This is a genomic window from Photobacterium kagoshimensis (assembly GCF_050337045.1).
GTDB lineage: Bacteria > Pseudomonadota > Gammaproteobacteria > Enterobacterales > Vibrionaceae > Photobacterium > Photobacterium kagoshimensis.
The window spans coordinates 64,539-88,304 of record NZ_JAKJSO010000020.1; the positions used below are offsets into that span (position 1 = coordinate 64,539).

At 43.8% G+C, this 23,766-nt stretch carries 16 protein-coding genes; 14 read left to right on the forward strand and 2 right to left on the reverse strand.

The genetic code is table 11. The features are described from left to right. Window positions 1–52 precede the first annotated feature (52 nt). The 5 genes from L4C35_RS18385 (at window position 53) to L4C35_RS18405 (ending at window position 5,464) form a co-directional block, all read left to right on the forward strand. Window positions 53–1,786, forward strand: coding sequence for a type I secretion system permease/ATPase (locus L4C35_RS18385; RefSeq protein ID WP_428464262.1), 1,734 nt, complete (start codon window positions 53–55; stop codon window positions 1,784–1,786). Next, window positions 1,779–3,086, forward strand: coding sequence for an HlyD family type I secretion periplasmic adaptor subunit (locus tag L4C35_RS18390; RefSeq protein ID WP_428464263.1), 1,308 nt, complete (start codon window positions 1,779–1,781; stop codon window positions 3,084–3,086). Before L4C35_RS18385 ends, L4C35_RS18390 begins: the two co-directional genes overlap by 8 nt. Window positions 3,087–3,100: 14 nt before the next feature. Continuing rightward, window positions 3,101–3,343 (forward strand): hypothetical protein, encoded by a 243-nt coding sequence (locus L4C35_RS18395; RefSeq protein ID WP_428464264.1) that lies wholly within the window; start codon window positions 3,101–3,103, stop codon window positions 3,341–3,343. Between the two features lie 118 nt (window positions 3,344–3,461). After that, a complete protein-coding gene (locus L4C35_RS18400) occupies window positions 3,462–4,250 on the forward strand; it encodes a hypothetical protein (protein ID WP_428464265.1) in 789 nt (262 codons plus the stop codon). A gap of 143 nt (window positions 4,251–4,393) precedes the next feature. Next, a complete protein-coding gene (locus tag L4C35_RS18405) occupies window positions 4,394–5,464 on the forward strand; it encodes a hypothetical protein (RefSeq protein WP_428464266.1) in 1,071 nt (356 codons plus the stop codon). A 143-nt stretch (window positions 5,465–5,607) separates the two neighbouring features. On the opposite strand, the gene L4C35_RS18410 is transcribed toward L4C35_RS18405, so the two are convergent. Beyond that, entirely contained in the window at window positions 5,608–10,467 is a 4,860-nt protein-coding gene (locus L4C35_RS18410) for a beta strand repeat-containing protein (protein ID WP_428464267.1), read from the reverse strand. Between the two features lie 315 nt (window positions 10,468–10,782). Further along, complete coding sequence (locus L4C35_RS18415) at window positions 10,783–11,796, reverse strand: hypothetical protein (RefSeq protein WP_428464268.1); 1,014 nt, start codon at window positions 11,794–11,796, stop codon at window positions 10,783–10,785. A 237-nt stretch (window positions 11,797–12,033) separates the two neighbouring features. Between L4C35_RS18415 and L4C35_RS18420 the strand changes: the two genes are divergently transcribed. Genes L4C35_RS18420 through L4C35_RS18460 form a run of 9 tightly spaced genes read left to right on the forward strand, consistent with a single transcriptional unit; the run spans window position 12,034 to window position 23,754 of the window. Beyond that, window positions 12,034–13,293, forward strand: coding sequence for a SpoIIE family protein phosphatase (locus tag L4C35_RS18420; protein ID WP_428464269.1), 1,260 nt, complete (start codon window positions 12,034–12,036; stop codon window positions 13,291–13,293). Further along, window positions 13,245–13,577 (forward strand): STAS domain-containing protein, encoded by a 333-nt coding sequence (locus L4C35_RS18425; RefSeq protein ID WP_048899548.1) that lies wholly within the window; start codon window positions 13,245–13,247, stop codon window positions 13,575–13,577. The genes L4C35_RS18420 and L4C35_RS18425 overlap by 49 nt, the downstream gene beginning before the upstream one ends. A 9-nt stretch (window positions 13,578–13,586) precedes the next feature. Further along, window positions 13,587–14,765: a nucleotidyltransferase family protein gene (locus L4C35_RS18430; RefSeq protein WP_371703707.1), complete on the forward strand. Its 1,179-nt coding sequence runs from the start codon at window positions 13,587–13,589 to the stop codon at window positions 14,763–14,765. A 14-nt stretch (window positions 14,766–14,779) separates the two neighbouring features. Next, a complete protein-coding gene (locus L4C35_RS18435) occupies window positions 14,780–15,229 on the forward strand; it encodes an ATP-binding protein (RefSeq protein WP_428464270.1) in 450 nt (149 codons plus the stop codon). A 20-nt stretch (window positions 15,230–15,249) separates the two neighbouring features. Beyond that, window positions 15,250–17,469 (forward strand): glycoside hydrolase family 2 protein, encoded by a 2,220-nt coding sequence (locus L4C35_RS18440; protein WP_428464271.1) that lies wholly within the window; start codon window positions 15,250–15,252, stop codon window positions 17,467–17,469. 8 nt (window positions 17,470–17,477) lie between these two features. Continuing rightward, window positions 17,478–19,157, forward strand: coding sequence for a glycoside hydrolase family 9 protein (locus L4C35_RS18445; RefSeq protein ID WP_428464272.1), 1,680 nt, complete (start codon window positions 17,478–17,480; stop codon window positions 19,155–19,157). 14 nt (window positions 19,158–19,171) lie between these two features. Next, entirely contained in the window at window positions 19,172–21,022 is a 1,851-nt protein-coding gene (locus tag L4C35_RS18450; RefSeq protein WP_428464273.1) for a glycosyltransferase family 2 protein, read from the forward strand. Next, a complete protein-coding gene (locus L4C35_RS18455; RefSeq protein WP_428464274.1) occupies window positions 21,012–22,331 on the forward strand; it encodes a DUF3131 domain-containing protein in 1,320 nt (439 codons plus the stop codon). Before L4C35_RS18450 ends, L4C35_RS18455 begins: the two co-directional genes overlap by 11 nt. 25 nt (window positions 22,332–22,356) lie before the next feature. After that, window positions 22,357–23,754 (forward strand): DUF3131 domain-containing protein, encoded by a 1,398-nt coding sequence (locus tag L4C35_RS18460; protein WP_428464275.1) that lies wholly within the window; start codon window positions 22,357–22,359, stop codon window positions 23,752–23,754. The last annotated feature ends 12 nt before the right edge of the window (window positions 23,755–23,766 follow it).

A 23,766-nucleotide genomic window follows, 5' to 3' on the forward strand; every position in this document is an offset into this window, starting at 1 on the left:
AAGCATTGATGTCTATACTTCATATAATACTGGTGGAGTATGGAGAAGGAACTTGCTGCTCACTCATCTCAATAAGGCATTTGCAGATTGTAAGAAAGACTTGGCTTTTGTCGGGCTATTCAGTCTGGCGATTAATTTTTTAGTACTTACTCTGCCTATTTACAGCTTACAACTCTTTGATCGGGTACTCAGTAGTGCGAGCTTAGATACGCTTTATGCTTTATTGGTTATTGCTGTTTTATTACTTTCTGCGCAAGCTGTTATCGAGCATGTCCGTACTCAGCTACTGCAAAAGTCGGGGTTGAAGTTAGATGTATCTTTGAGTCCTTCGTTGCTTGCCGATAGTATCCGTCAATCTTCACAGCAAAATCGCATTCAAAAGCGTGGTTTACAAGATCTTGCAGAACTGCGTAATTTCCTTGTGACACCTTCAACCTCCGCCATTTTTGATATTCCGTGGGTGCCAGTCTTTTTACTTATCCTCTTTTTACTTCACCCTTATATCGGTGCAGTTGCTCTTATTGGCAGCGTAATTTTTGCCGTATTGTCTGTCTTAATGATGTATGCCGCTCGAAAACCGAGCGGACATTCACAAGAGTTAGCCGCTAAAACCAGCATGGAGTTGAATGACTATTTACGAAATGCTCCAACATTACGTGCTATGGGTATGGCCGATAACGTGGGGAATATTTGGAACCAACGTAATAGCGAACAGCTTAACTTGCAGTGGAAACTGAACTCTCGAACAGGGCAGTTACTCGCGATCAGCCGCTATTTTCGAACATTGCTGCAAGTGGTGATACTGACTGTGGGCGTGATGCTTGCCTTAGATCAGCAAATTGGCACTGGTGCGATTATTGCGAGTTCTATTCTTATGGCTCGGGTATTAGCGCCATTTGAACAAGCGGTGAGTGGCTGGAAAGGTTGGTATAGCGCCTATCAATCTTACCAACGTTTAAAAAATCTAGAATGTAGCAAGTCAGAACAGGCAAAAACAGCCTTACCAGAACCTAAAGGTGAACTGCTCTTAAAACATGTTGGGTTGAAATTTGATGGCCAGAAAGAACCTGTTTTGCAAAATATTAGCTTCAAGTTGGGGGCTGGAAACGCTCTGGCAATTATGGGGAATAGCGGTTCAGGAAAATCAACGTTAGCAGCATTGATTATGGGTATCCATAAGCCGTCGATGGGCTCGATAAAGATTGATGGGGCGGCATTAGAACTTTGGCCTGAAGAGCAGTTTGGTTGTCATATTGGTTATTTACCACAAGAGGTTGGACTATTAGCTGGGACAGTTGCTGAAAATATTTGTCGATTTAGTGAAGCCCCTGCAGAAGATATTATTCATGCGGCAAGATTAGCGTGTGTGCATGAGCTGATCATTTCTTTGCCTAAAGGGTATGACACCTATTTAGGCGAAGGAGGAGTCCAGTTATCAGGAGGGCAAAAACAACGGATTGGTTTAGCCCGTGCCATTTTCTCTAACCCAAGTGTGCTGGTGCTGGATGAGCCGAATTCAAATTTGGATCCTGAAGGTGAAGTCGCACTGGCGATTGTGCTGCAATATTGTAAAGAAAACAGTATTACAGTGGTGATGATAAGTCACCGTCCTGGTTTCTTACGGCAGATGGATTGGGTGATTGTACTTAAAGATGGAAAGATCGAAAAAGCCGGCACTTGCGATAAATTCTTGGGAGCTATGTCTGAAGTTGATGGTGCCGAAACAATAACGGCGAATGCGAGTCGCCCTTCATCAGCAGCACAAGCAGGGGGAGCACGTGGATAGTTCAACCTTTGACACTAAGCGATTAATTATCTTTGGCTGTGTTTTCGTATTACTCACTGTCGGTATATTCATTTCATGGGCTATGACTGCAAAACTGAATGCTGCCTCTATCGCGTCAGGCACCTTGGTTGTTGAATCGCAGCGTAAGAAAGTTCAGCACTTACAGGGTGGCTGGGTGAAGGCGATTTATGTTTCCGAAGGGCAGCATGTTGAAGCAGGTGACATACTGCTGGAGTTGGCAAACAGTAAGGCAGAATCGGATTTTAGGCGTTTAATATTACGTGCGGTTTCCTTGCAGTCTCAGCACGATCGTTTAGATGCCGAGCTAAATAAGAGTAAAGCGGTTGATTGGAGTGTCAAGCGTTTGCCAATTTTGTCAGAGCTCGATGACGTTGAATTAAGCAATATTATCAACACTCATCAGATGCAGTTTCAGCAAGCCTCTTTGCGGGATGATTTACGCTCAGGTCAATTTGAACAACGTAAACTGTTGTTAGACGAACAATTACGAGGGGCCAAATTCCAACTTCGAGCAATTCGTCGACAGCTAGATCTAGTGAAACAAGAAATTGAAATGACGGCAGGGTTACTTAAAAAAGGGTTTGTTGCCAAAACCAGAATGCTTGAGTTACAACGCCACCAAGCCAGTATTGAAGCACAAATTGCTGAGCTTGATTCTGAAAAAGAAGTTTTGGTACGTAAATTAGTTTCGCTAGAGCAAGACTATGACACGGAAACTATTGAAATTCAGCAGGGATTGACGGCCCAACTTGAGCTTACAGACAAAGAACTAAGGGATGTGAAACAAGCGTTAACCGCAGCAACCGATATTCGCTCCCGCGTGACGATCCGAAGTGAACACAGCGGTACGGTTGTGGGCATGAATGTGCACAGTGTGGGCGGTGTCGTGAATGCGGGTGATGTGATGATGGAAATAGTTCCCAATAGTGACGAGTTAATCGTGGAAGCTTTGGTTAAGCCAGAAGACATTGATGTTGTTCACCAAGGGTTAGCTGCAAAAGTGCGATTAAGTGCGTTTAATGTGCGTCGAACGCCTCCCGTCCAAGGTGAGGTGATATATGTGGCCGCTGACCGATTAATGCCTAAAAAAGAATCCCAACAAACGGGGTACCTCGTCAAAGTTAAATTAAGTAAAAGCGATGTAGAAAGGCTGGGGGACGTTGAGTTATACCCAGGTATGCCAACCGAGGTCTTTATTTTATTAGAGAGCCAAACAATGTGGGAATACCTTTCTGCCCCCTTGTTTAGTTCTTATTACCGTGCTTTTAGAGAGTCCTAAATAGGAGGTTTGTCATGATTGTGTTTTGGTTATGCTTTTATTTGTTTTTCTTTATTCTTGCGGTTGCTATTGGTTACCACAAAGGAAATTTAGTCGCAGGGATCTTATTAGGCTATGTTTTAGGCCCAATAGGTGTTTTGCTTCTGTGCCTGAGTAAAGATCGTAAGCATATTACCTGTCCATATTGTGATGCCCAAATTCACAAGCGCTCGTATTTTTGTCCTAAATGTCGAGAAAAAGTAATGGCTGTTGCCTAGGTGAAAGGTATAGGGAAGAACAATGAGAAAGCACAAACAGCGCGCAAAGACAGTAAATCATAATGTTATATTACCTCAGAACACAAGTCGGCTAGAGGGGAGGTGGAAAAGTTCAGCTATGTTTTCCTACATAGTGACATTACTAGGAAAATCAAGGCTGACGGTTTCTACTGTTGCTGCTTTTATTCTTACCATTGTGCTTATTTGGCAACATTATCAGCACCAAGAGCGCTTGACTCAACTCGCAGTAAAAGAAGCGATCATTGTTGATCAGCGCGATCAGATTAACGAGCTTCTAGTTGAGCTAGATAGTCAAGGCCAAGAAGTGATCGAGTTGGAAGGCAATGTTAGTTTAGCCAGTGAATTGCTTGCGGATAATAATTTAACTGTGAGCCTGTTGAATGAAAGGATTGAACACTTACTTGAAGAGAACGCAGATAAAGATGCGGCCTTGAGGTTGGTGAAGTTAGATTATCAACGTAATTTATCGAAAGAGCGGAATAAAGGAAAAGCACGTATTCGCTCATCGGAACAAGCCCTAGCGCAAGAGCGCGAAGCTTTAGCCTTACAAGAAGCTAATGTGAACTCTAAGATGGGTGATGTTGATGACTGGGAAAAGAAAAAGGCTGAGTTTGAAAAATTGTATGCGAGTTCAGCACTTGAAGTTGAGAACGAGAAACGAATTGATAAATTAATGGCGCAGTTTAACAGTTTACGTGTTGATCTTAGTGTGGTGAACGAGTGCGATAAAGACTACCTATACCGCTACAATGAAGCAAAAAGTGTGCTGAATCATATTCGGACATTTATTCAAAAATATGAAATGAAACAAGATTATTACTTTTTTGTCATATCAAATGACAGCCAAATAACATCCCAAAACAGGAAAATTTGTTTTAAAGACTAGATTACATCACTTATGAATGAGTGATTTTTATAATCAGTTGGTATTCACTGAATGGATTAATCTGTTGTAAATAAAATTATCATTTATCAATATGTGCATTTCGGTATACTAGGTGGCTGTAACCGTTTGTTGAGTATATATAAATGCGATTTGTTGTTGGATGTGCGTTATTGTTAGTAGGTTGTAGTTCAACAACTAATATACAAAATCAACTTTTAAGCGATATTGATTATTCCTTATCGAAAACGTTCTCGCCAGGTCGCTTTGACCGTGTGGTTATGCAGCCTTATATTCAATTTGGCCAGCACAAACGTTTTTACGAAAAAACGACTTTTTCCCAGTTTAAACGGTTAGATAAAGCACGTTCCGCGAGTTTAGCTGTGCAATATGCTGATTTATTTGATGAGCCGCTTGATGTACAGAATCGCCATTTATATCAATATCAAGTGACGTTTGGTCAGGAAGTTGGTCAGACAAAACGTTATTTCTACATTTTTGATACGCACGAAGATGGCGCACGCTGGGTGATGAATATTCACCATGATGGTATGGGCGCTGAGATGATGTTCCCAACCAAACTGAGTACGCTTGCTAAGGGGATGTCTTTTACTGCGACCTATGACTTGAAGGTGAGTGATGTTGTTCAGTTAGCTGAAAAGCAAAAAGAGACATTACTGTTTCCTGTCACGCGATTAGTGAATGCATTAGATCAAGAAGCAATCAGTGATGATGATTTTGCCGATGATGCGTTTAGTCGTTCTATTACTACGCTCATAGATTATGAGGGTTTATTTCCTATTGGTTTTTCATTTAAAAACTCGTTAAAGGATGCAAGTGACAATAAAGCTGATGTTGATTCACTATCACAACAGTGTACGTATACCGTCACGAAAACGTTTCAGCCTCAAACATCTCAAGAAGTGGTCGCAGTTAAAGATATTACATTTGAAACTGTAAAAGTGAATACAGCTTATCAATATACACTTTCGTGCGATGGTCGACAGGCAGACCAGTTGGCGGTCGACAGTCAGTTTTGGTATTCACCTGCAATGGGGATTTTAAAAACTGCGCGAGATGTGAGTTTCACTGAGCTGGTCTCAGACGATTTGCTGGATGATGCAATGAGCTATATTGATGATAAGCAAGCGTTTAAAGAAGAGCTGTCTAAAGTGAAGTTTACGATTGGCTCCGCTGTGACTGAGCTGAAGCAATAATGTTTTTTCAGTGTGCTATTTTGCTCAGTTAATGACGTATTTTAGATAAAGTCATACGCTATAAACAGTAAAATGCCGATACGTTTCGTATCGGCATTTTTGTCTGCGCTTGTTATTTTTAGCAGCGCCACGGTTATGTGAAATTAAATATCAGCGTCGTTGAAACTGATGTTTTGGCTATCGCTATCACTCCAGATAGTAACCTCTTTGCCTTCACTATTACTGAAGGTGTAACCAGTCAGTGCACTTACATCAATATCTTGGGCTTCGTAGGCCGCTTGTAAGTTGCTATCCATACTTGCGTTACTGCTATCGAGTGTCCAACCAAAGCCTTGCAAGTCTAGCGACTCAGCACCAGAGCAAACAAACTGCCCATTAGCATTACCAGCGGTGTCATTGACTAAGACTTTATCTAACGCGATTTTTAGCTCGGTATCGGTCGCATTTACGACAACCCCTTCAATTTCTTGGTAAGCGGTTTGGGTCATATCAATAATTTGGTTATCACCATCGCTGCCAACAGAAAGTACGTCAAAGCCTTCGCCGCCGCTAAAGTGCACGGTAACCCCGTCTGTTTGTGCTATGTCTTCTTTGTCGAAGATAAGGGTATCGTTGCCGCTCCCTGCGAACAGTTGGTCAGAACCTGCACCACCATCAAGGATATCATTACCACTTTGACCAAAGATAAGGTCGTTACCTGCGTCACCACTTAGAGTGTCGTTGCCGATACCGCCGTCGATGTTATCGTTGCCATCACCGCCTTTGACGGTATCATCGCCTTCGCCAGCTGAAAGGGTATCGTTGCCTGTACCACCATCAATAGTATCGTTACCCATGTCACCGTAAATGGCATCGTTACCACTATCACCTGTAAGCTTATCGTCGCCTTGCTCACCGTAGATAACATCATTACCACTGCCGCCTTTGACAATATCATTATCGTTACCCGCAAAGACCACATCGTTGCCGCTATCACCTTTTAGAAAGTCTGTACCATCACCACCGTGAAGGGTATCGTTGCCTGAACCACCGTATAAGCTGTCGTTGCCTAAGCCACCACTGAGTTGGTCATCATTATTTTGGCCGTACAGCTTATCGTTCCCTTCGCCGCCTTCGAGCACATCATTGCCGCTACCCGCGTATAATTTATCGTTTCCTTCGCCACCTTTTAGCGTATCGTCACCCGATCCTGCACTGAGGTAATCGTCACCGATACCACCATCAAGTTGGTCACTGCCGCTTCCAGAATAAAGGCTATCGTTACCTTCTTCTCCAGATAGCTTGTTAACACCGTTGCCTGCACTAAGGTAGTCATTACCCAAGCCGCCAGTCATGACATCGTTACCGCTACCAGCATATAGCTTATCGTTACCCTCACCGCCATCTAGAGTGTTATCACCATCACCTGCGGTTAAATTATCGTTGCCGTCTCCGCCAGAGAGTTGGTCATCACCATCGCCGGCTTTTAATGTATCTGTGCCTGTACCACCATCAAGGATGTTGTTACCAGAATCGGCCGTTAGGCTATCATCGCCATCACCACCTGACAGTGTATCGTTACCTGAACCAGCATTAAGTGTATCGTCACCTAATCCGCCTTCTAATGTGTCATTACCTTCGAAGCCTTCGAGGCGATCATCGCCCGCGTCACCTTGAAGGATATCGTTGCCCGTGCCGCCGTAGAGGGTATCGTTATCATCGCCACCTGAAAGGGTATTATTGCCTGCTTCGGCATGAAGCTCATCTTGGCCTGCACCACCTTTTAGGGTGTCGTCACCAGTGCCAGCGAAGAGTTTATCTGCACCATCCCCCCCTTCGAGGGTATCATTGCCGTCGCCACCAAGAATGACATCATCGCCCGCTTCACCTTTAAGGGTATCTTTGCCTGCGCCCCCTTCAATTTGGTCGACACCGGCGCCCCCTGAGATATTGTCGTGACCTTCAGCGCCGTAAAGGAGATCGTCGCCACTGCCTGCGGTCACTGTATCGTTACCGCTACCACCAAATAATGTATTGGTACCTTCACCGAGGTCGATAGTGTTATTGCCTGCTTCGCCGTATACAGTATCGTTACCTTCACCCGCTGTGATGGTATCGTTGCCGTCACCGGCAAATAAGGTATCGTCACCTTTACCCCCTATGATGGTATCTTGGTCACCACCGCCATATAAGGTGTCACTGGCATCACTACCAATAAGGGTATCATCACCTGCGCCACCGTAAATTTGGTGACTACCACCTGCCGCCGCAATTAAGGTATCGTCGCCGCCTTCACCGAGTAGGGTATCTTGACCATCATCCGTTAGGGTATCGTTACCTTCGCCACCAGCTAAGAAGTCAAAGCCTTCACCACCGACTAAGGTATCGGCGCCATCACCGCCAAAGAGTGCATCGTTACCTGCACCGCCATCGAGTATATCCGCGCCGCTGCCTGCATCGACGTGATCATCACCAACGCCAGCGGTGATCGTATCTGTGCCGTCACCGCCATAAATCATATCGTTGCCGTCACCAGCATCTATCGTGTCGCTGTCGATACCACCATAAATTGTATCGTTACCTGTCCCTGCGATAATTTGGTTATCACCTGACTCACCGTAGATAGTGTCGTCACCTTCACCAGCATCTATGGTATCAGCGCCACCACCTGCAAAGATGGTGTCATCGCCTGCATTTGCTGTAATCGTATCGTTACCGTCACCACCGCCAAGAATATCGTTTTGGTCGGCACTGATCAGAGTATCATCACCATCATCACCGTAGAGTTGGCTAACCCCTTCACCGCCATCTAGGTAGTCATTACCCGCACCACCAGCCAGCACATCGTCGCCAGCCTCACCGAGCAGTTTGTCATCGCCTGAACCACCTACTAGCGTATCGTTACCGTCACCACCGAGTAAGCTATCGTCACCCGAGCCGCCGAGTAGGGTATCTATCCCTTCGCCGCCGCTAAGTGCATCGTTACCGCTATTTCCTTCAAGTAAATCGTCGCCTTTATTACCAACCAGCACGTCATTATCGCCGCCACCGTAAAGCTGATCTGATTCATCCGAACCTGTTAGCACGTCATTGCCAGCACCACCGTAAAGGGCACTGCTATTGAGGCCGGCATTGATGGTATCGGCACCGTCTTCCCCAAAAAGGGCGTTGTTGCCGCTTTCTCCTTCAATAATGTCATCGCCAGCGCCTGCATAAACAGTGTCAGCGCCTGAGTTGGCATAAATGGTATCGTTACCTGCGCCCGCAAAAACCTTATCGTCACCTTCACCTGCTGTGATGGTATCCATACCGCTGCCAGCATAAATGTTATCGTTGCCTGTACCTGCATCAATATTGTTATCGCCTTCACCCGCATAAACAATATCGTGGCCGTCACCGCTGTCTATGGTGTCATTACCTTCAGCGCTGTAGACGGTGTCGTTGTCTGCCCCTGTGGTAATAGTGTTATCTCCAGCCCCTGCAAAAACAGTATCGTGGCCATCACCTGTTGTAATGGTATCGTTGCCTGAATCGGTATAAACCGTGTCGTTACCTGTGCCTGCATCAATAACGTTATTGCCCGTTTCACCAAATAGGGTATCGTTTCCTGCACCACCGGAAATCACATCATTACCACTACCCGCGTAGACGAAATCGTCACCGTCTCCCGCGCTAATCACATCAGCGCCTTCGTTAGCGTGAAGAATATCGTTCCCCTCACCGCCATCAAGCACATCCTTGCCTTCACCACCAAATAGTTGGTCGCTGCCTGTGCCGCCACTCAGGTTATCGTTACCGACACCGCCATAAACCATGTCGTCGCCAGCACCACCTTCAACAAGGTCATCGCCTTGTTCACCAAATAATTGGTCGTTCCCTTCGCCGCCTAAGATAGTATCGTTATCATCACCACCTAGGATTAAGTCATTATCAGCGCCCCCATCAATAATATCGTCGCCTGTACCGCCAAGAATAAAGTCATCCCCAGTGCCACCAGTAATAGTATCTACACCTGCATCACCGTGAATCTCATCATTGCCTTCGCCGCCATCAAGGGTGTCTGTTCCTAAGCCGCCAAAGAGTTTATCGTCACCTGTACCACCCGTAATAATGTCATTGCCGTCATCACCAATAAGGGTGTCGTTGCCAGCACCACCATCAATAACATCATCACCTAACTCACCAAGTAACAGGTCATCACCTTCGTCACCGAAGAGAGTATCGTCCCCGTCACTACCTAGTAAGGTGTCGTTACCAGTACCACCATGTAATTCATCATCACCATTACCACCGATGATGACATCATTGCCATCATCGCCGTACAGTTTGTCGTCATTGATATCACCATCAATGAAGTCATCGCCAGTGCCACCATAGATGGTATCTGCCCCTTGTTGACCAAATAGGCTATCTGCGCCGTTGCCACCAGTGATGGTGTCGTCATAGATGTTATGTGCAATAAATTCGACTGACTCGATATCCGTAATTGGATTGCCTTCAGGGTCTATTAGCGTAAAGCTAACCAGTTCGTCTGTACCCACTTGTTCTTTTGTGAATGTAATATCAACGAGGATTTCGCCTGTTTCACTCACAGTTGCTGGTACCGATGCGATGACAGTGCCGGCGGAGTCAGTTAGTTGGACAACAACAGAAGTATGCTTAGGATCAACCGTAAACTTAGTTGTCATTGATCCCGTATCATCAACAATATAATTACCTAACCGAGCACTGTGTGTGACCTCCTCTTGTGGCTCTTCTGAAGTAGGGGCTGTGTAACTGTATACAGTTTGAGATTCCCCCCATTTGTCATCGACAGCTGGTTCTACTGGTGGTTCTTGACCATATTCAACGTCACCAAAAATCGTATCATCACCAGCACCGCCAGATAGTATATCGCTACCTTCACCACCAGCGACAAAGTCATCACCGCCTTTGGCTTCTACATGGTCGCTACCAGAAAGAACGTTAATATCATCATCACCTTCCGTGCCTACGACTTTATCGTTGTCTTTAGTCCCTTGCATACTCACCTCGTTTGAATCTGACGGTAATTGGTAATGTATAAATACTTGTTCTCTATAGATGGCATAAAGGATGCCAAGTTTAGGAACTAGTAGCTAAGTCACGATAATGGGAGAGGGTGCAAGCACCTAAAAGTGCGCTAACCCTTTGTATTCCCATTGCCAATAAGTGACTAGCGGCATAAAAACACAGTTTCATATCAAGGTTAGACGGCTTTTTAGGCATTGCCATAGTTAATTCTGGATATTTTGGGGCGAATGCAATACGCAAAGAGGAGTGTGTTTTTCAGAGAGCGAATTGCAAAATGCAAAGATGAATTAGAAAGAAAAAGAGTAAGCTAGTGTGACTGAACCATCAATAAAGCGGCCAGTATCTTCACCACGATCTGAAGGGTTCCAACGATTACCTGAGTAGTTATTGTATTGCAGTGTAAATGTACCGGGATGCCAGTCAAAATAGCCAAAGCCATAAGTGAAATCAGGGTTCCATGGCTGTCGTTGTGACCTGTCGAAATAGTAGAAAGCAGTACCATTGACATACCAGTTACCATATATTGAATATTTGCAGCCAAGGCTCAGTGTTTTGTGACCACTTTTATAGCTGGTAGATGTGAGATCAAAATATTCAGGGGTGTAATTAAAATCGACTTGGCAGCCAATTGCGCCATCATCGGTAAAGGTTAGCCAATCAACGAAGGGTTTAGTGACGGGGAATTTCCAACCCAGTGCCCATGTACCTTGATTAAAATTAGTGACGGGTTGCTCATCTGTACCATTAAACCTGTTACCACCATAGTTGGAGTATAGAAGGCTAAAGGTGTAAGGGCGCCAATCGCTGTAACCAAAAACGTAAGTAAAATCGGGGTTCCACGGCTGCTGCTGATCTTTATCGAGATAGTAATAGAGGGTGCCTGATACAAACCAGTTACCAATAATCACGTATTTGAGAGATAGGGTAGCTATTGTATTGTTGTTTGCTGGGCCGCTTGTTGCATTGGCTGGCACATTGGCCGCTTGTGTCTGTAGCAACGGATGCCCTAATCCCAAGTTTCCGCTCAGCCCTTTTAACCAGCTATCATCTTCTCTTGGTGGCTTAGTCCAATCTTCAAAGGGAACATCGAACGAGCTTGTTACTCCTTTCCAAATAAGGGCCGATTCTGGCTCTTCGTCATCGGATTTTTTATGAACTGCGGCTGCTTTTGCAAAATTAGGTGAGCTAGGTTCTGGAGCATGCTTAGCGGTTTCGGATTGGTACTCACTTGCAGTAATCGGCAGGCTATTAACACAGCAAGAGAGTAAGGAAAGAAAGGCAATAGTCTGGCTTTTTTGCATCATCCCTCCTTAGTAAGCATCAATTTAGTACGCTAAGATACTAAAATACAACATTTATTACTTCTTTATATAACACTTGTCACATAGGTAAAAGTTTTTGTCTAAATTTATGGTGTAGAGGGTAAAACTTACTAGACTTGATTTGTAATAAACATGTTCTTGATATGTTGACACCACAGAATAATATGCAATAAGGTGTTTATTCTTGTGTGGTATCGCTTAAACGGTGGCTTCTGAATGAATGACATTCTTGTAGTAGATGACAACAGAACCATGCTGATGTTTATGGAACGCGTGCTGACCAAGCGTGGGTTTAATGTTACAACAGCAAATGATGGCACACAGGCCTTAACGGTTTTGGAAGAATGCCCACATATCCAATTTGTATTGAGCGACTGGATGATGCCTGAAATGGATGGCATTGAACTTTGTAGTCGTCTGAAGTCTGGTTCGTATTCTCGTTATATTTTTTTCGTATTACTGTCAGGCAAAGACGATCAAGAATCTATTATCGATGGCATTAATGCGGGTGCTGATGATTTTGTTGTTAAAGATACCCATGTCGATGAAATATCAGCACGTATAAAAGCGGGTTTTCGTACCTTAGATCTTCATAATCAAATAACAGCGCAAAATAATGAGCTTGATTCTGCTTATGCGATTATGAAGAAAGATTTAGAGTCTGCTGGCGATTTATTAAGGCGTTTATTACCCGCAGAGCGAAAACTGTCTGGTGTCGAAATTAGCTATGTGTCTTTGCCAAGCGCCCAAATTGGCGGTGATATGCTGGGCTACATGCAGCTAGATGAAGAAAACGTCGGATTCTATTTACTCGATGTTGCAGGGCATGGGGTGTCATCGGCACTTATGTCATTTTCGGTTCAACAAAGTATTGCCGCGAATAATGGTAAGGGCTCAATTGTTAAATCACCTATTGAACAAGCGCCTTACTATAAAATTAACTCACCTGATAACGTTCTCAAGCAGCTCAATGACCTGTATTTGAGTGATGATCATAATTTGTTGTATTTCACCATGGTTTATTCCGTACTCAATGTCAAAACAGGTGTGTTGGAATTTTCAATTGCGGGGCATCCGCCTTTAGTGTGGTTACATGCAGCAACTGGCGAAGCCGAATTTATTGGTCAAGATAGTTTTGTTGTTGGGGCCTTTGATTTTGTTGAGTACCAAACGGCAAGAATACAGTTAGCGCCTGGTGACAAAATATGGATTTATTCTGACGGCATCACAGAAGCTGAAAAAGGCGTTGAACAGTTTACTGAAGAAGGGCTTAGACAAACCGTCATGGCTATAAAGCACCATCCAACCACGGTACAAACAGAGATGTTAGTTAATCGCGTCAGGGATTGGCAACGTTCAGAACAATTTGACGATGATGTGAGTGTACTCGTAGTCGAATGGACAGGATATTCAGAAGGGGAACAATCATGCAATACGAAGCTTTCAACCAGGGTCAATGCACAATTCTTCAAATAAAAGAGGCACGTTTTGACGCTAAATTAGCGCCAAGTTTTCGTGCAGTGATTGAAGAAAAAGTAAATGAAATTGATGCACAGCTTGTACTCGATCTTACTGATGTTCGCTTTATGGATAGCAGTGGTCTAGGTGCTGTCATGGGTGCCTATAAGTTATTGAAAGGGAAGAAAATAAGTGTAGTTAACCCACAGCGTGCAGTGAAGGAACTACTTAAACTCACCCGTATGGATAAATTAATTGCGAGCTACGATTCTATCGAAGACGCTGTTAGCACTGTTGCTTAGGAGCTAGCTATGAAGGGAATGATTCTTGCCGCAGGGAAAGGCACCCGAGTAAAACCTATTACTCAAACAATCCCTAAACCTATGATCCCCATACTGGGGAAACCTGTCATGGAGTCGATGATTCAACTGTTTGCGTCACACAGCATCGACAAAATTGTGGTTAATACCAGCCATCTTGCAGAAGTGATTGAAAATTATTTCGGCGATGGTCATCACTTTAATGTGCAGTTGTCGTATTCATATGAAGGTGAAATGAAAGACGGTAAGTTCATCAGCAAAGCATTGGGTTCTGCGGGTGGCATGAGAAAAATCCAAGATTTCTCTGGCTTCTTCGATGAAACTTTTGTCGTTGTATGTGGTGATGCTTGGATCGATCTTGATTTAACGGAAGCGGTTAAGCGTCATAAAGAAAAAGGCGGCATTGCCACTATTGTTACTCGCAATGTTGATATTAGCGAAGTGAGTAAATACGGTGTCGTTGTTGCAGATGACTACGGTCGAGTAACCAGTTTCCAAGAAAAGCCGTCCGAAGAAGAAGCCTTATCAACTGAAATTAATACAGGTATCTATATTTTTGAGCCTGCGATTTTTGACTTTATTCCTTCTGGTCAAGAGTTTGATATTGGTAGTGAGCTATTCCCAGCCTTGGTTGACAATGATGTCCGCTTTTACGCCACTAACATGGATTTTCAGTGGCTGGATGTCGGCAATATTAGCGACATCTGGGGAGTAACTAGTGAAATACTACACGGCAAAGTCCCTGGTTATCCTATTCCTGGAACTCAAGTGAAACCTGGAATTTGGGTGGGTATTAATACGGTCTTTGACCCTGATAGTTGCAATATTACGCCTCCTGTTATTGTGAGTAGTGGCTGTGAGATCCAACCCGGTGCTGTTATCACTGGGCCTGCGGTGATTGGTGCGAACTGTAAAGTTGAAACAAATGCCGTTATTAATAAAAGCCTAGTGAGTGATTATATTCATATTTCGGGCTCTGCATTTGTCGAAAATAAAACGGTCTTTGGTGATTATTTCATTAGTCATGATGGTTATACGCAATCTCTTATCGAGATGGATGCGATACATATGCTGAAAGATCGCCGTACCAGTCAGCCATTGTTGTCTCATCATCAAGGGCAGGGTGTTTTCTTTTCACATAAGCCAGAAGAAGTCACAGTGACTAAATAGTAAGGAGCGGCTCGATGGAGACGGTCAAATACCATTTTAATAAACAGTACAAAAGTTCTTTAGATGTTTCTCGCGACGTTGCTGAGGATATTAAAGCATTTTGGTTAGATGTCGGCTTGAAAGAAGATGTCATTGATCAGATTGAATTGTGCTTGGTTGAGTTGGTGAATAATGCTTATGAGCATGCTTATCAATTAAACGAAGGTGAACCTATCGAGCTTAATTCCTATATTAAAAACAATGAACTCGTGATTGAAATTGCTGATTATGGTGAATCAATGACTGACGAGGAATTTGAAAAGGCAGTGGAAGGAACCTTTATTGAACCCGATCCTGAAGATCCAGAAACTTGGACGACGTCAGGGCGAGGTTTCATTATTGTCGTTCAACTTACTGATAACCTTGAATATGAAAAAGCAGGAGGTAAAAACACCTTCAAGCTTTATAAAAAAACAGAAGCATAGCACTTATTGCTGAGGAAATTATGAGAATAGCTTTCGCCACGATGGCGTTATTCTCATTATCATCTTGCGCTATACAACAATCTAATAATGACTGGCAAATAACAACGCAATCGTTAAATGGACTGTGGCGATTAGAGATAATTGATGATCAACAACGTCAATCAACAAGTAAAAATGTCAATGTACCGAATAACTGGTACTTGGAAGGAATTGATCATGCTGGAGCTGCAATATACCAGCGAAACTTTGATACAAGGGTTTCTGAAGAGTCACGTTATTGGTTAGTGTTTGATGCTGTAGATTATGAAGCAAAAGTGTCTGTTAATGGCGAACAAGTAGCAAGGCATACTGGCTACTTTTCGCCTTTTGGCGCTGAAATTAGCCACTTGATCCGTGAGCGTAACAATAATATTGAAGTTTGGGTGAATAGCCCGAACGAATCGATTACGCCTGATTGGTCTTTATATAAGACGCAGATCAAAGGGGTCTTAAATCATCATGATACTCGCCCTGGTGGTGCATGGTCTGATTCAGGCCAAGATAGAAACTCAGGGGGAATATGGGGCGATGTTGCTCTTAAAGCCACGGGGCCAACAGCCATAGCCTTTCTTACCGTAGTGCCTAGTATTGATTTACCATCACGACGATCTCATTCTGAAATCGACAAACCAGCAGCCAAGGTTTTATCCACAACAAAGACTCAAGCATCAGTGAGTCTGACTGTTAATAATCTCTACAGTCAGCCCGTTTCCCTTTCTTACCGTTTATTTAAAGGCGATAACACAACGCCTGTTGAATCCTATGAGCAATCAGTAAACGTCAAAGCCGGTGAGCAGATTATTAATTGGCAGTTGCCGAAGAAGGATCGTGATCTTTGGTGGCCATGGGATTGGGGTAAACCAAGTCTATATCGTTTAGAGGTTACAGCTTCGATTAATGGAAAAGTAACAGATCAGCAGGTTACGACAATCGGCTTTCGTGATGTCGATTTTAAAGAAACGTTTGATGCAAAGGAAAATAAACAGAAAGGGCAATTTTATATAAATGGTTTAGCGTACTTTGTCAGAGGCACCAATTATATCGGTAGTCAGTGGCTGGGTGAATTAACCGCGAATGACTACCGACGCGATATAGTTCTTATGAAGTCGGCCAACATCAATAGCGTTCGTGTGCATGCGCATGTTGCGGGTAAAGCATTTTATGACGAGGCGGATAAAGCTGGGTTATTAGTTTGGCAAGATTTTCCCTTGCAATGGGGGTATTCAGATGCACCGCAATTTAGGCAAGAAGCGGTAAAACAAGTGGTTGAAATGACTGCCATGCTTGCAAATCACCCTTCTATTGCATTTTGGAGTGGTCATAACGAACCGCCTTGGGATGCTGATTGGATGAAGTATAAATACCCGAGCTATCAGCCGCAACAGAATCAATTGTTAACTGAAGCCGTTTATCAGCAGCTATTAAATGCTAAAGACAAGCGCGTTGTGAGAAAAGCATCTTATACCAAAGAGCATCCTTGGTTAGGTTGGTATTCAGGTAAATATCAAGATTACAGCACAGGAACATTTACACCGATTATCAGCGAATTTGGAGCGCAAGCTATGCCAAGTTTAGCCATGGTGAAGGATATTTTAGGCGCCAAGTGGGGCTGGCCGTTAACCGTTCAAAATGTAGCTAAGTTGAGCTACCACAATTATCAACCACATGAAACGTTAATGCTTGCGAAGGTTGTTCAAGGTGAATCTTTGTCACAATTTCATAAAAATAGCCAAGAATATCAAAGAGTAGCCACCAAATATGCAGCTGAACACCTAAGATTAAATAAAGGTGAGGGTGTGGCTGCCATTTATCAGTTTATGTTTGTAGATAGTTGGCCTTCAATTACTTGGTCAGTGCTGGATGTAACACGCGAAGCGAAACCTGGTTATAAAGCGCTAAAACAGGCCTATCAGCCAGTGATAGCGGTTGTTGAACGTGATCTTTATAGCGCGAAAGCGCATATGTCTGTCACTGTGATTAATGATTCCCTTAATGCTTATCCCAAAGCGACAGTTTGGATTCGTAATCGATTTGATAGCAAGCAATGGGTATTTGATGACGTTGACCTACCAGCCAATAGCAAGAAAGCCATCATTGAAGAGGCAAACCTTGCTGGGGTATCTGGCGCCATTATTGTTGGTATTACCGATCAAAATGGCATTGAAATTAGCCGCAACCTTTATAACTTTCAAGATAAATAGGTGGAACAATGACAAGGACGATCATTCTTCTGTTAGCACTGGCAGCGAGTTGTGTTCTACAAGCACAAACAATTGTGGTGAACCAACTCGGCTATTTATCGAATGGCGATAAAGTCGCCTATTGGTTAAAACCAAGCTCGGAAACTGTCACCTTATGGTCTGTGGATCAAAATAAAAGCATTGCCCAATTTCAAGCTAAAAGCCAAAAGCAGCTTAAAGATGAACGTCCCGTTGCCATGATTAATTTCAGTGCCGTGAAAGCGACGGGGTGGTTTCAACTGGTGGCGGGTGATGTGCGATCAGCTCCTTTTCAAATCGCATCGAATACTTATCACGACTTGAGCCAACGTTTGGTTCATGCCTTGTATCTTCAGCGCTCGGGCGTAAGTGTTAATGATAAAACCACAGGGCTAGCGCGACCAATTAGCCATATGAAAGACGGTGTGATCTTCCGAACTGACGCCTTCCATAAGAAAGGTAAGTCGTTAGATATGATGGGCGGGTGGTACGATGCGGGTGATTTTGGTAAATACACGGCTACTACCACAATTACTGTGGCACGCTTGTTAGAAGCATACCGTCAATCACCAGACATGTTTAAACTGGCTCATGATCAATCATTGCCTCCTATTTTAGATGAAGCGCAGTTTGGCTTGAAGTGGCTACTGAAAATGCAACGTGCTGATGGCGCCGTTTATCGCAAAGTATCTGGTGCAACATGGCCGGCTAAAATTCCACCTTGGCAAGATACACAACCTCGTTACATCTACGGTGTCAGCACCCCTGAAACTGCAAAGTTTGCTGCAACCATGGCTTTTGCTTCACGCGTTTATGCCGATTATCAGCCAAGTATGGCGCGGCGTTATTTGCAAGCTGCTGTTCATGCATGGCGATATTTAGAAACGACTCCCGAACAATATATCGACTGGCAAAAAGGGGATGATTCCGGTTCTGGCCCTTATGTGAAAAACAAAGAAGACAAAGAACCATCGTTAGATACGGATATTGATGACAGATTATGGGCTTTAGCAGAATTGTACGTCACCACCAAACAAGATAAGTATTTAACCGCATTTGAAACGCAATACGACAAACAGTGGATTGATATTTTTGAATGGAAAAATCCCGCACTCATGGGCGTATGGCATCTGCTGCTTACGTTAGATCGCGCGCAAGAACTTTATCAACAACTCGCCACAGATTTACGCGATGCTGCAGAAAAATATATTACGCAAGCTAATGATTCAGCGTTTGGCATTGCTAACCAACGCTTTATTTGGGGCTCGAATAAGATGACGGCAGAAGCCGGGATCTTAATTGCTTGGTCTGATGCGATTCAACGTCATCAGCCACCGCATAAAGCGCAATATCGCGCTGTTGTTCAGTCACAGATTGATTATTTGCTAGGGGCAAACGCCTTCAATTTAAGCTTTGTGACTGGCAGCGGTACCTATGCCGTCCGTAATTTACATCATCTGTACCGTATCGCGACAGGTGTATATCTACCAGGGTATTTAGTGGGTGGGCCAAATGAAAAAGCGCAGGCTGGGGTCGCACCAAAAAATATGGGCATGTTGAGTTATATCGACAGTGAAAAGTCTTATGCAGTGAACGAATTCGCTATTGACTATAACGCAAGTTTGATTGGTTTATTGGCCACGCATCACGCGTATTTTCGTCAATATTAATGGAGTAATTCTAGATGGATTTTTATTTTAAGGAGTTCGAGTATCGCAAGCCGCCAGAGCCTGTGCCGCATAGCATGTCACGCGAATTGCTTTATCAATATTTAGCGACATGTAATCTGACACTGGGTATTTGGTACTTGTGGTGGCGGTGGACATACGCATTGAACTATGAGGCGATGTGGTTCTCTCTGCCCTTGGCGTTTGCAGAATCCTGTGCCTTTATTGGCTCTATGTTATTTACGTTCAATTTGTGGAAAACGAAAGATGAGCCACGTCGTGAGCCTCCGCATAAAATTGCCGAATGTGTGCATGAGACGGATGAAGACCGACCGATCAGCGTTGACGTGTTTTTCCCCACCTACGATGAAGAGCCCGATTTAGTTCGCTTGAGTATTTTAGATGCTCAGAAGATTCGTTACCCGCACGATATTGAGATGAAAATTTTCATTCTTGATGATGGTAAACGCCCTGCGATGGAAGCGTTAGCCGCTGAAATGGGTGTCGAATATATCACGCGTGAAGGGAATGTTGGCTTCAAAGCGGGTAACCTACGTAATGCACTTGAGCAAACATACGGGGATTTTATTGTTATCTGTGACGCAGATACGCGCCCGTTTCCGACAATCCTTGAACACACCCTAGGCTATTTCCGTGACCCTGATGTGGCTTGGGTACAAACCCCGCAATGGTTCTTTGATTTACCAGAAGGTGAACGTTTACCGCATTGGTTAGGCAAGAAAATGGGCGGGTTTGGCCGCCTAATTGGTCGCGGTGTCGAGCGCTTGTATGGTCCCGTGACATTGGGAGAAGACCCATTCGTGAATGATCCGCAAATGTTCTACGACGTTATCCAACGCCGCCGTAATTGGGTAAATGCTTCTTTCTGTTGTGGCGCGGGCTCAATTCACCGACGTGAAGCGGTAATGGAAGCCGCTTTACGTGCTTATAGTGAGCAAATCAGTAAAGAGCACGATGAAGTAGAGCGTCAAATTCGTAAATTGACCAAAGAAAAAACGGTTGATAAGGATATTTCGAATAACCTTCGTCAAGAAATCTTATTTGATACTGAATTCACGCCTTATAAATTTCATGTATCAGAAGATATTTATACTTCCATCGTCCTACATTCAGATACAGAGCGTACATGGCGTTCAATTCAACACCCACAAGTAGAAAGTAAAATGCTATCTCCACAAGATTTACAAACCTGGACGGTACAGCGTTTTAAATACTCGGGTGGTTCAATCGATATTTTTATGAATGATAACCCTTTGTTCCGTAAGGGAATGACACTCAAACAAAAGCTGATGTATGGCGCGAGCTTCTGGTCTAATTTATCGGCTATCTGGAATATCATTTTCCTTGCGTGCCCAATCATTTACTTCTTAACCAGCATTGCACCTGTGAGTGCGTACGATACCACTTTCTATTTGCATTTCTTACCGTTTGTACTGACGGCAGAGCTCGCCATGATGATAGGGACATGGGGGGTTGCGGGTTATAAAGGGAAAACGAATTTCTTGTCCTTCTTCCCTGTTAACTTACGGGCATTATGGACCGTGTTAAGGGGGCGGAAGATCAGCTTCCCTACCACCCCGAAAGAACGTCAAAGCGGTACTTTCTTTAAGATGATTATTCCGCAGTTTACCGTGTTTGTATTGAGCTTATTTAGCATGTGCTTTGCTTGGGTTGGTTATGCATCTGGCGCTTATGGTAGCTACTCATTTGGTGGCTTAGTGCTGAACAGCTTCTGGATTATTAATAACATGATGGCGATGTGGGGCATGATCGCAGCTGCTTTCTGGTCACCACCAACAGACAAAGAGCAAGAACAAGGATCGGAGGAATTAGAATATGGAATTTAAAAAAGCACTTGTGAATGCACGGCACCACTTTGTCTTTATTGCGGGTTTAGTGACAGCATTGGTGGTGGCGTTTACGATCGAAACGCGTGACTACGGCCAAGTACTCGGCAATATCACGTTTGAAGTCTCTGAGCCGATTCCACTCCGTGAAAATCGTATATTGACCGAACAAGAGTACTTGTGGGCAAAAACTGCGTGGCAATATTTTGAGAACAACTACCAAGACAACACGGGCTTAGTTAACTCGGTTGATGGTTACCCTTCAACAACCATGTGGGATACCGCCTCATACATGATGGGGTTGATTTCAGCTGAAAAGCTGAATGTTGTGAGCCACGCAGAGTTCACACTTCGGATGGAAAAAGTGCTAAATACGCTCGCGCGTCTTCCTTTAATCGAAGGTCAGTTACCGAACAAAGCCTATAACACAAAAACGCTGGAAATGGTGGATTACGCTAACCAACCTGTACCCAAAGGGATTGGCTGGTCGGCAATTGATATTGGCCGAATTTTAGTGCCGTTTAACATCTTAATTTGGCAGTACCCTGAGTTTAACAAGCCAGTGAATAATGTTCTTAACCATTGGAATGTCACTGAAATGATCGACAAAGGCTATTTGTACGGTTCCCGTCCTGCTGTTAAAGGTGATGGGTTCGAATTGGTACAAGAAGGGCGTATTGGCTATGAAGAGTATGCGTCTAAAGCGTTGTCATTGATGGGACGAGATGTCTTCAATGCGATGAAATACATCGATTACTTAGATTTGGTTGAAATTGATGGTGTAGAGATCCCAACCGATAAACGTGACCCTGCTAAGTATCATGCGCATAACTACGTTGTGAGTGAATCTTACATCCTCGACAGTTTGGAATTTGGTGCGGATAGTATTTCTAAAATCTTTGCGTACCGTGTCTATAAAGCACAAGAGAATCGTTATGAGCGTACCGGGATCTTAACGGCGGTGAGTGAAGATAATGTCGATGAATCGCCTTACTTTGTTTACAACACGGTTTTCTCTGATGGTAAAGAGTGGAATGCCATCTCGGATCAGGGTGACGATGCTTCGCATCTAAAAACCTTGTCGACTAAGGCTGCATTTGGCTGGTACGCGCTTTACGATACCCCATATACAAGTTTGTTAATTGATGACGCTAAGGCGCTATATTCGAAACAAAAAGGGTGGTATTCAGGTCGCTATGAAAGTGATGGACGCACTAACAAAGCAATCACTGCGAATACTAATGGCATAGTTTTAGAGTCACTTGCTTACGTTCAAAACGGGTCATTATTGAGCGTAGGTGCTAAGTAGACGCAACTTTGATAGGGAGTGTTGTATGCGTTATATCATTGTTTGCCTGATGGGGCTGTTGGCGGCTGGTTGTGGGAATAAATACAGTAATTTGTCGGATGAAATTATTGACCGACCAAACCACTGGGATGTGCCTAAACCTCGTCATGGCAAGCTGACCGAAAAAGAAATGGATATGGCTCGGATTGCCTGGAAATATTTTGAAAATAACTTCCAAGAATCGACTGGTCTGGTGAATGCGGTAAATAACTACCCATCGGTCACATGGTGGGATGCAGCCTCGTACCTTGCCGGTATGACAAGTGCACTTGAATTAGGGATCATTGAAAAAGAAGAGTTTGACCGTCGTCTGATTCGTTTTTTGACAACACTCAATACGATGCAGCTGTTCAAAGGAGAGCTGCCTAATAAGGCCTATAATACGCAAACTGCTGCGATGGTGGATTACGGTAACCAACCGGGCGAAATTGGTTATTCGGCGCTAGATTTAGGTCGATTACTAATTTGGCTACACATCATTAAAAACCGCTACCCTGAATATGCGACGGGTGTTGACTCTGCTGTATTGCGCTGGAACTTCTGTAATGTTGTGGATGAAAACGGCACCATGTTTGGCGCTTTGCTTGAGAAAGACAAGCCTGTTCAATACTTACAAGAAGGGCGCCTAGGCTATGAAGAATATGCAGCAAAAGGCTTTCAATTGTGGGGGTTTGATACCACCCAAGCATCGATGCCTGAGCCATACAGTACCATCAACTTGTACGGCTATGACATTCCTTACGATACACGAGACCCGCGTAAACTAAAGGCGCATAGCTATGTAGTAACAGAAAGCTTTGTGCTTGATGGTGTTGAAATGGGGTGGGATTTAACCTCGGACAAGACACCACACGATGATAAGTATTCAAATGATTGGATGGCTGAATTTGCGTTGCAAATCTATCGTGTTCAAGAAGCGAGGTATGAAAATACCGGTATTATTACTGCGCGTACAGAACACCAATTAGCAGGGGCTCCATACTTCGTTTACGATACTATTTATACCGATGGTTATGCTTGGAATACGATTTCTGAAGTGGGTGAGTATTTGCCCCAATATTCTGCAGTAGCTGTCAAAGGTGCCATGGGTCTCTGGGTGTTATGGGATACAGAATATACCGACTTAGTGTTTGACCATATTTCCAATCTTTATGATCGAGAGAAAGGGTTTTATGAAGGTATGTTTGAAAATGGTACTGGCTTAATTAACACCTTTACCTCAAATAATAACGGGATTACATTAGAAATATTACTCTATAAACAAGAGGGTAAGTTGCTTACATACCTAGACAACCCACCTGTTAGTTTGTGGGATAAAGCGTTGGAATCCCCATTCGGTTATGAAGGGCAGTGTTTACCAAGAAAAACACTTAATAAGAAATAATTTCTCAAATAA

Coding starts and splice junctions, on each gene's coding strand:
- L4C35_RS18395 (WP_428464264.1), top strand. CDS start 3,101: ATGATTGTGTTTTGGTTATGCTTTTATTTGTTTTTCTTTATTCTTGCG.
- L4C35_RS18400 (WP_428464265.1), top strand. CDS start 3,462: ATGTTTTCCTACATAGTGACATTACTAGGAAAATCAAGGCTGACGGTT.
- L4C35_RS18405 (WP_428464266.1), top strand. CDS start 4,394: ATGCGATTTGTTGTTGGATGTGCGTTATTGTTAGTAGGTTGTAGTTCA.
- L4C35_RS18410 (WP_428464267.1), bottom strand. CDS start 10,467: ATGCAAGGGACTAAAGACAACGATAAAGTCGTAGGCACGGAAGGTGAT.
- L4C35_RS18415 (WP_428464268.1), bottom strand. CDS start 11,796: ATGCAAAAAAGCCAGACTATTGCCTTTCTTTCCTTACTCTCTTGCTGT.
- L4C35_RS18420 (WP_428464269.1), top strand. CDS start 12,034: ATGAATGACATTCTTGTAGTAGATGACAACAGAACCATGCTGATGTTT.
- L4C35_RS18425 (WP_048899548.1), top strand. CDS start 13,245: ATGCAATACGAAGCTTTCAACCAGGGTCAATGCACAATTCTTCAAATA.
- L4C35_RS18430 (WP_371703707.1), top strand. CDS start 13,587: ATGAAGGGAATGATTCTTGCCGCAGGGAAAGGCACCCGAGTAAAACCT.
- L4C35_RS18435 (WP_428464270.1), top strand. CDS start 14,780: ATGGAGACGGTCAAATACCATTTTAATAAACAGTACAAAAGTTCTTTA.
- L4C35_RS18440 (WP_428464271.1), top strand. CDS start 15,250: ATGAGAATAGCTTTCGCCACGATGGCGTTATTCTCATTATCATCTTGC.
- L4C35_RS18445 (WP_428464272.1), top strand. CDS start 17,478: ATGACAAGGACGATCATTCTTCTGTTAGCACTGGCAGCGAGTTGTGTT.
- L4C35_RS18450 (WP_428464273.1), top strand. CDS start 19,172: ATGGATTTTTATTTTAAGGAGTTCGAGTATCGCAAGCCGCCAGAGCCT.
- L4C35_RS18455 (WP_428464274.1), top strand. CDS start 21,012: ATGGAATTTAAAAAAGCACTTGTGAATGCACGGCACCACTTTGTCTTT.
- L4C35_RS18460 (WP_428464275.1), top strand. CDS start 22,357: ATGCGTTATATCATTGTTTGCCTGATGGGGCTGTTGGCGGCTGGTTGT.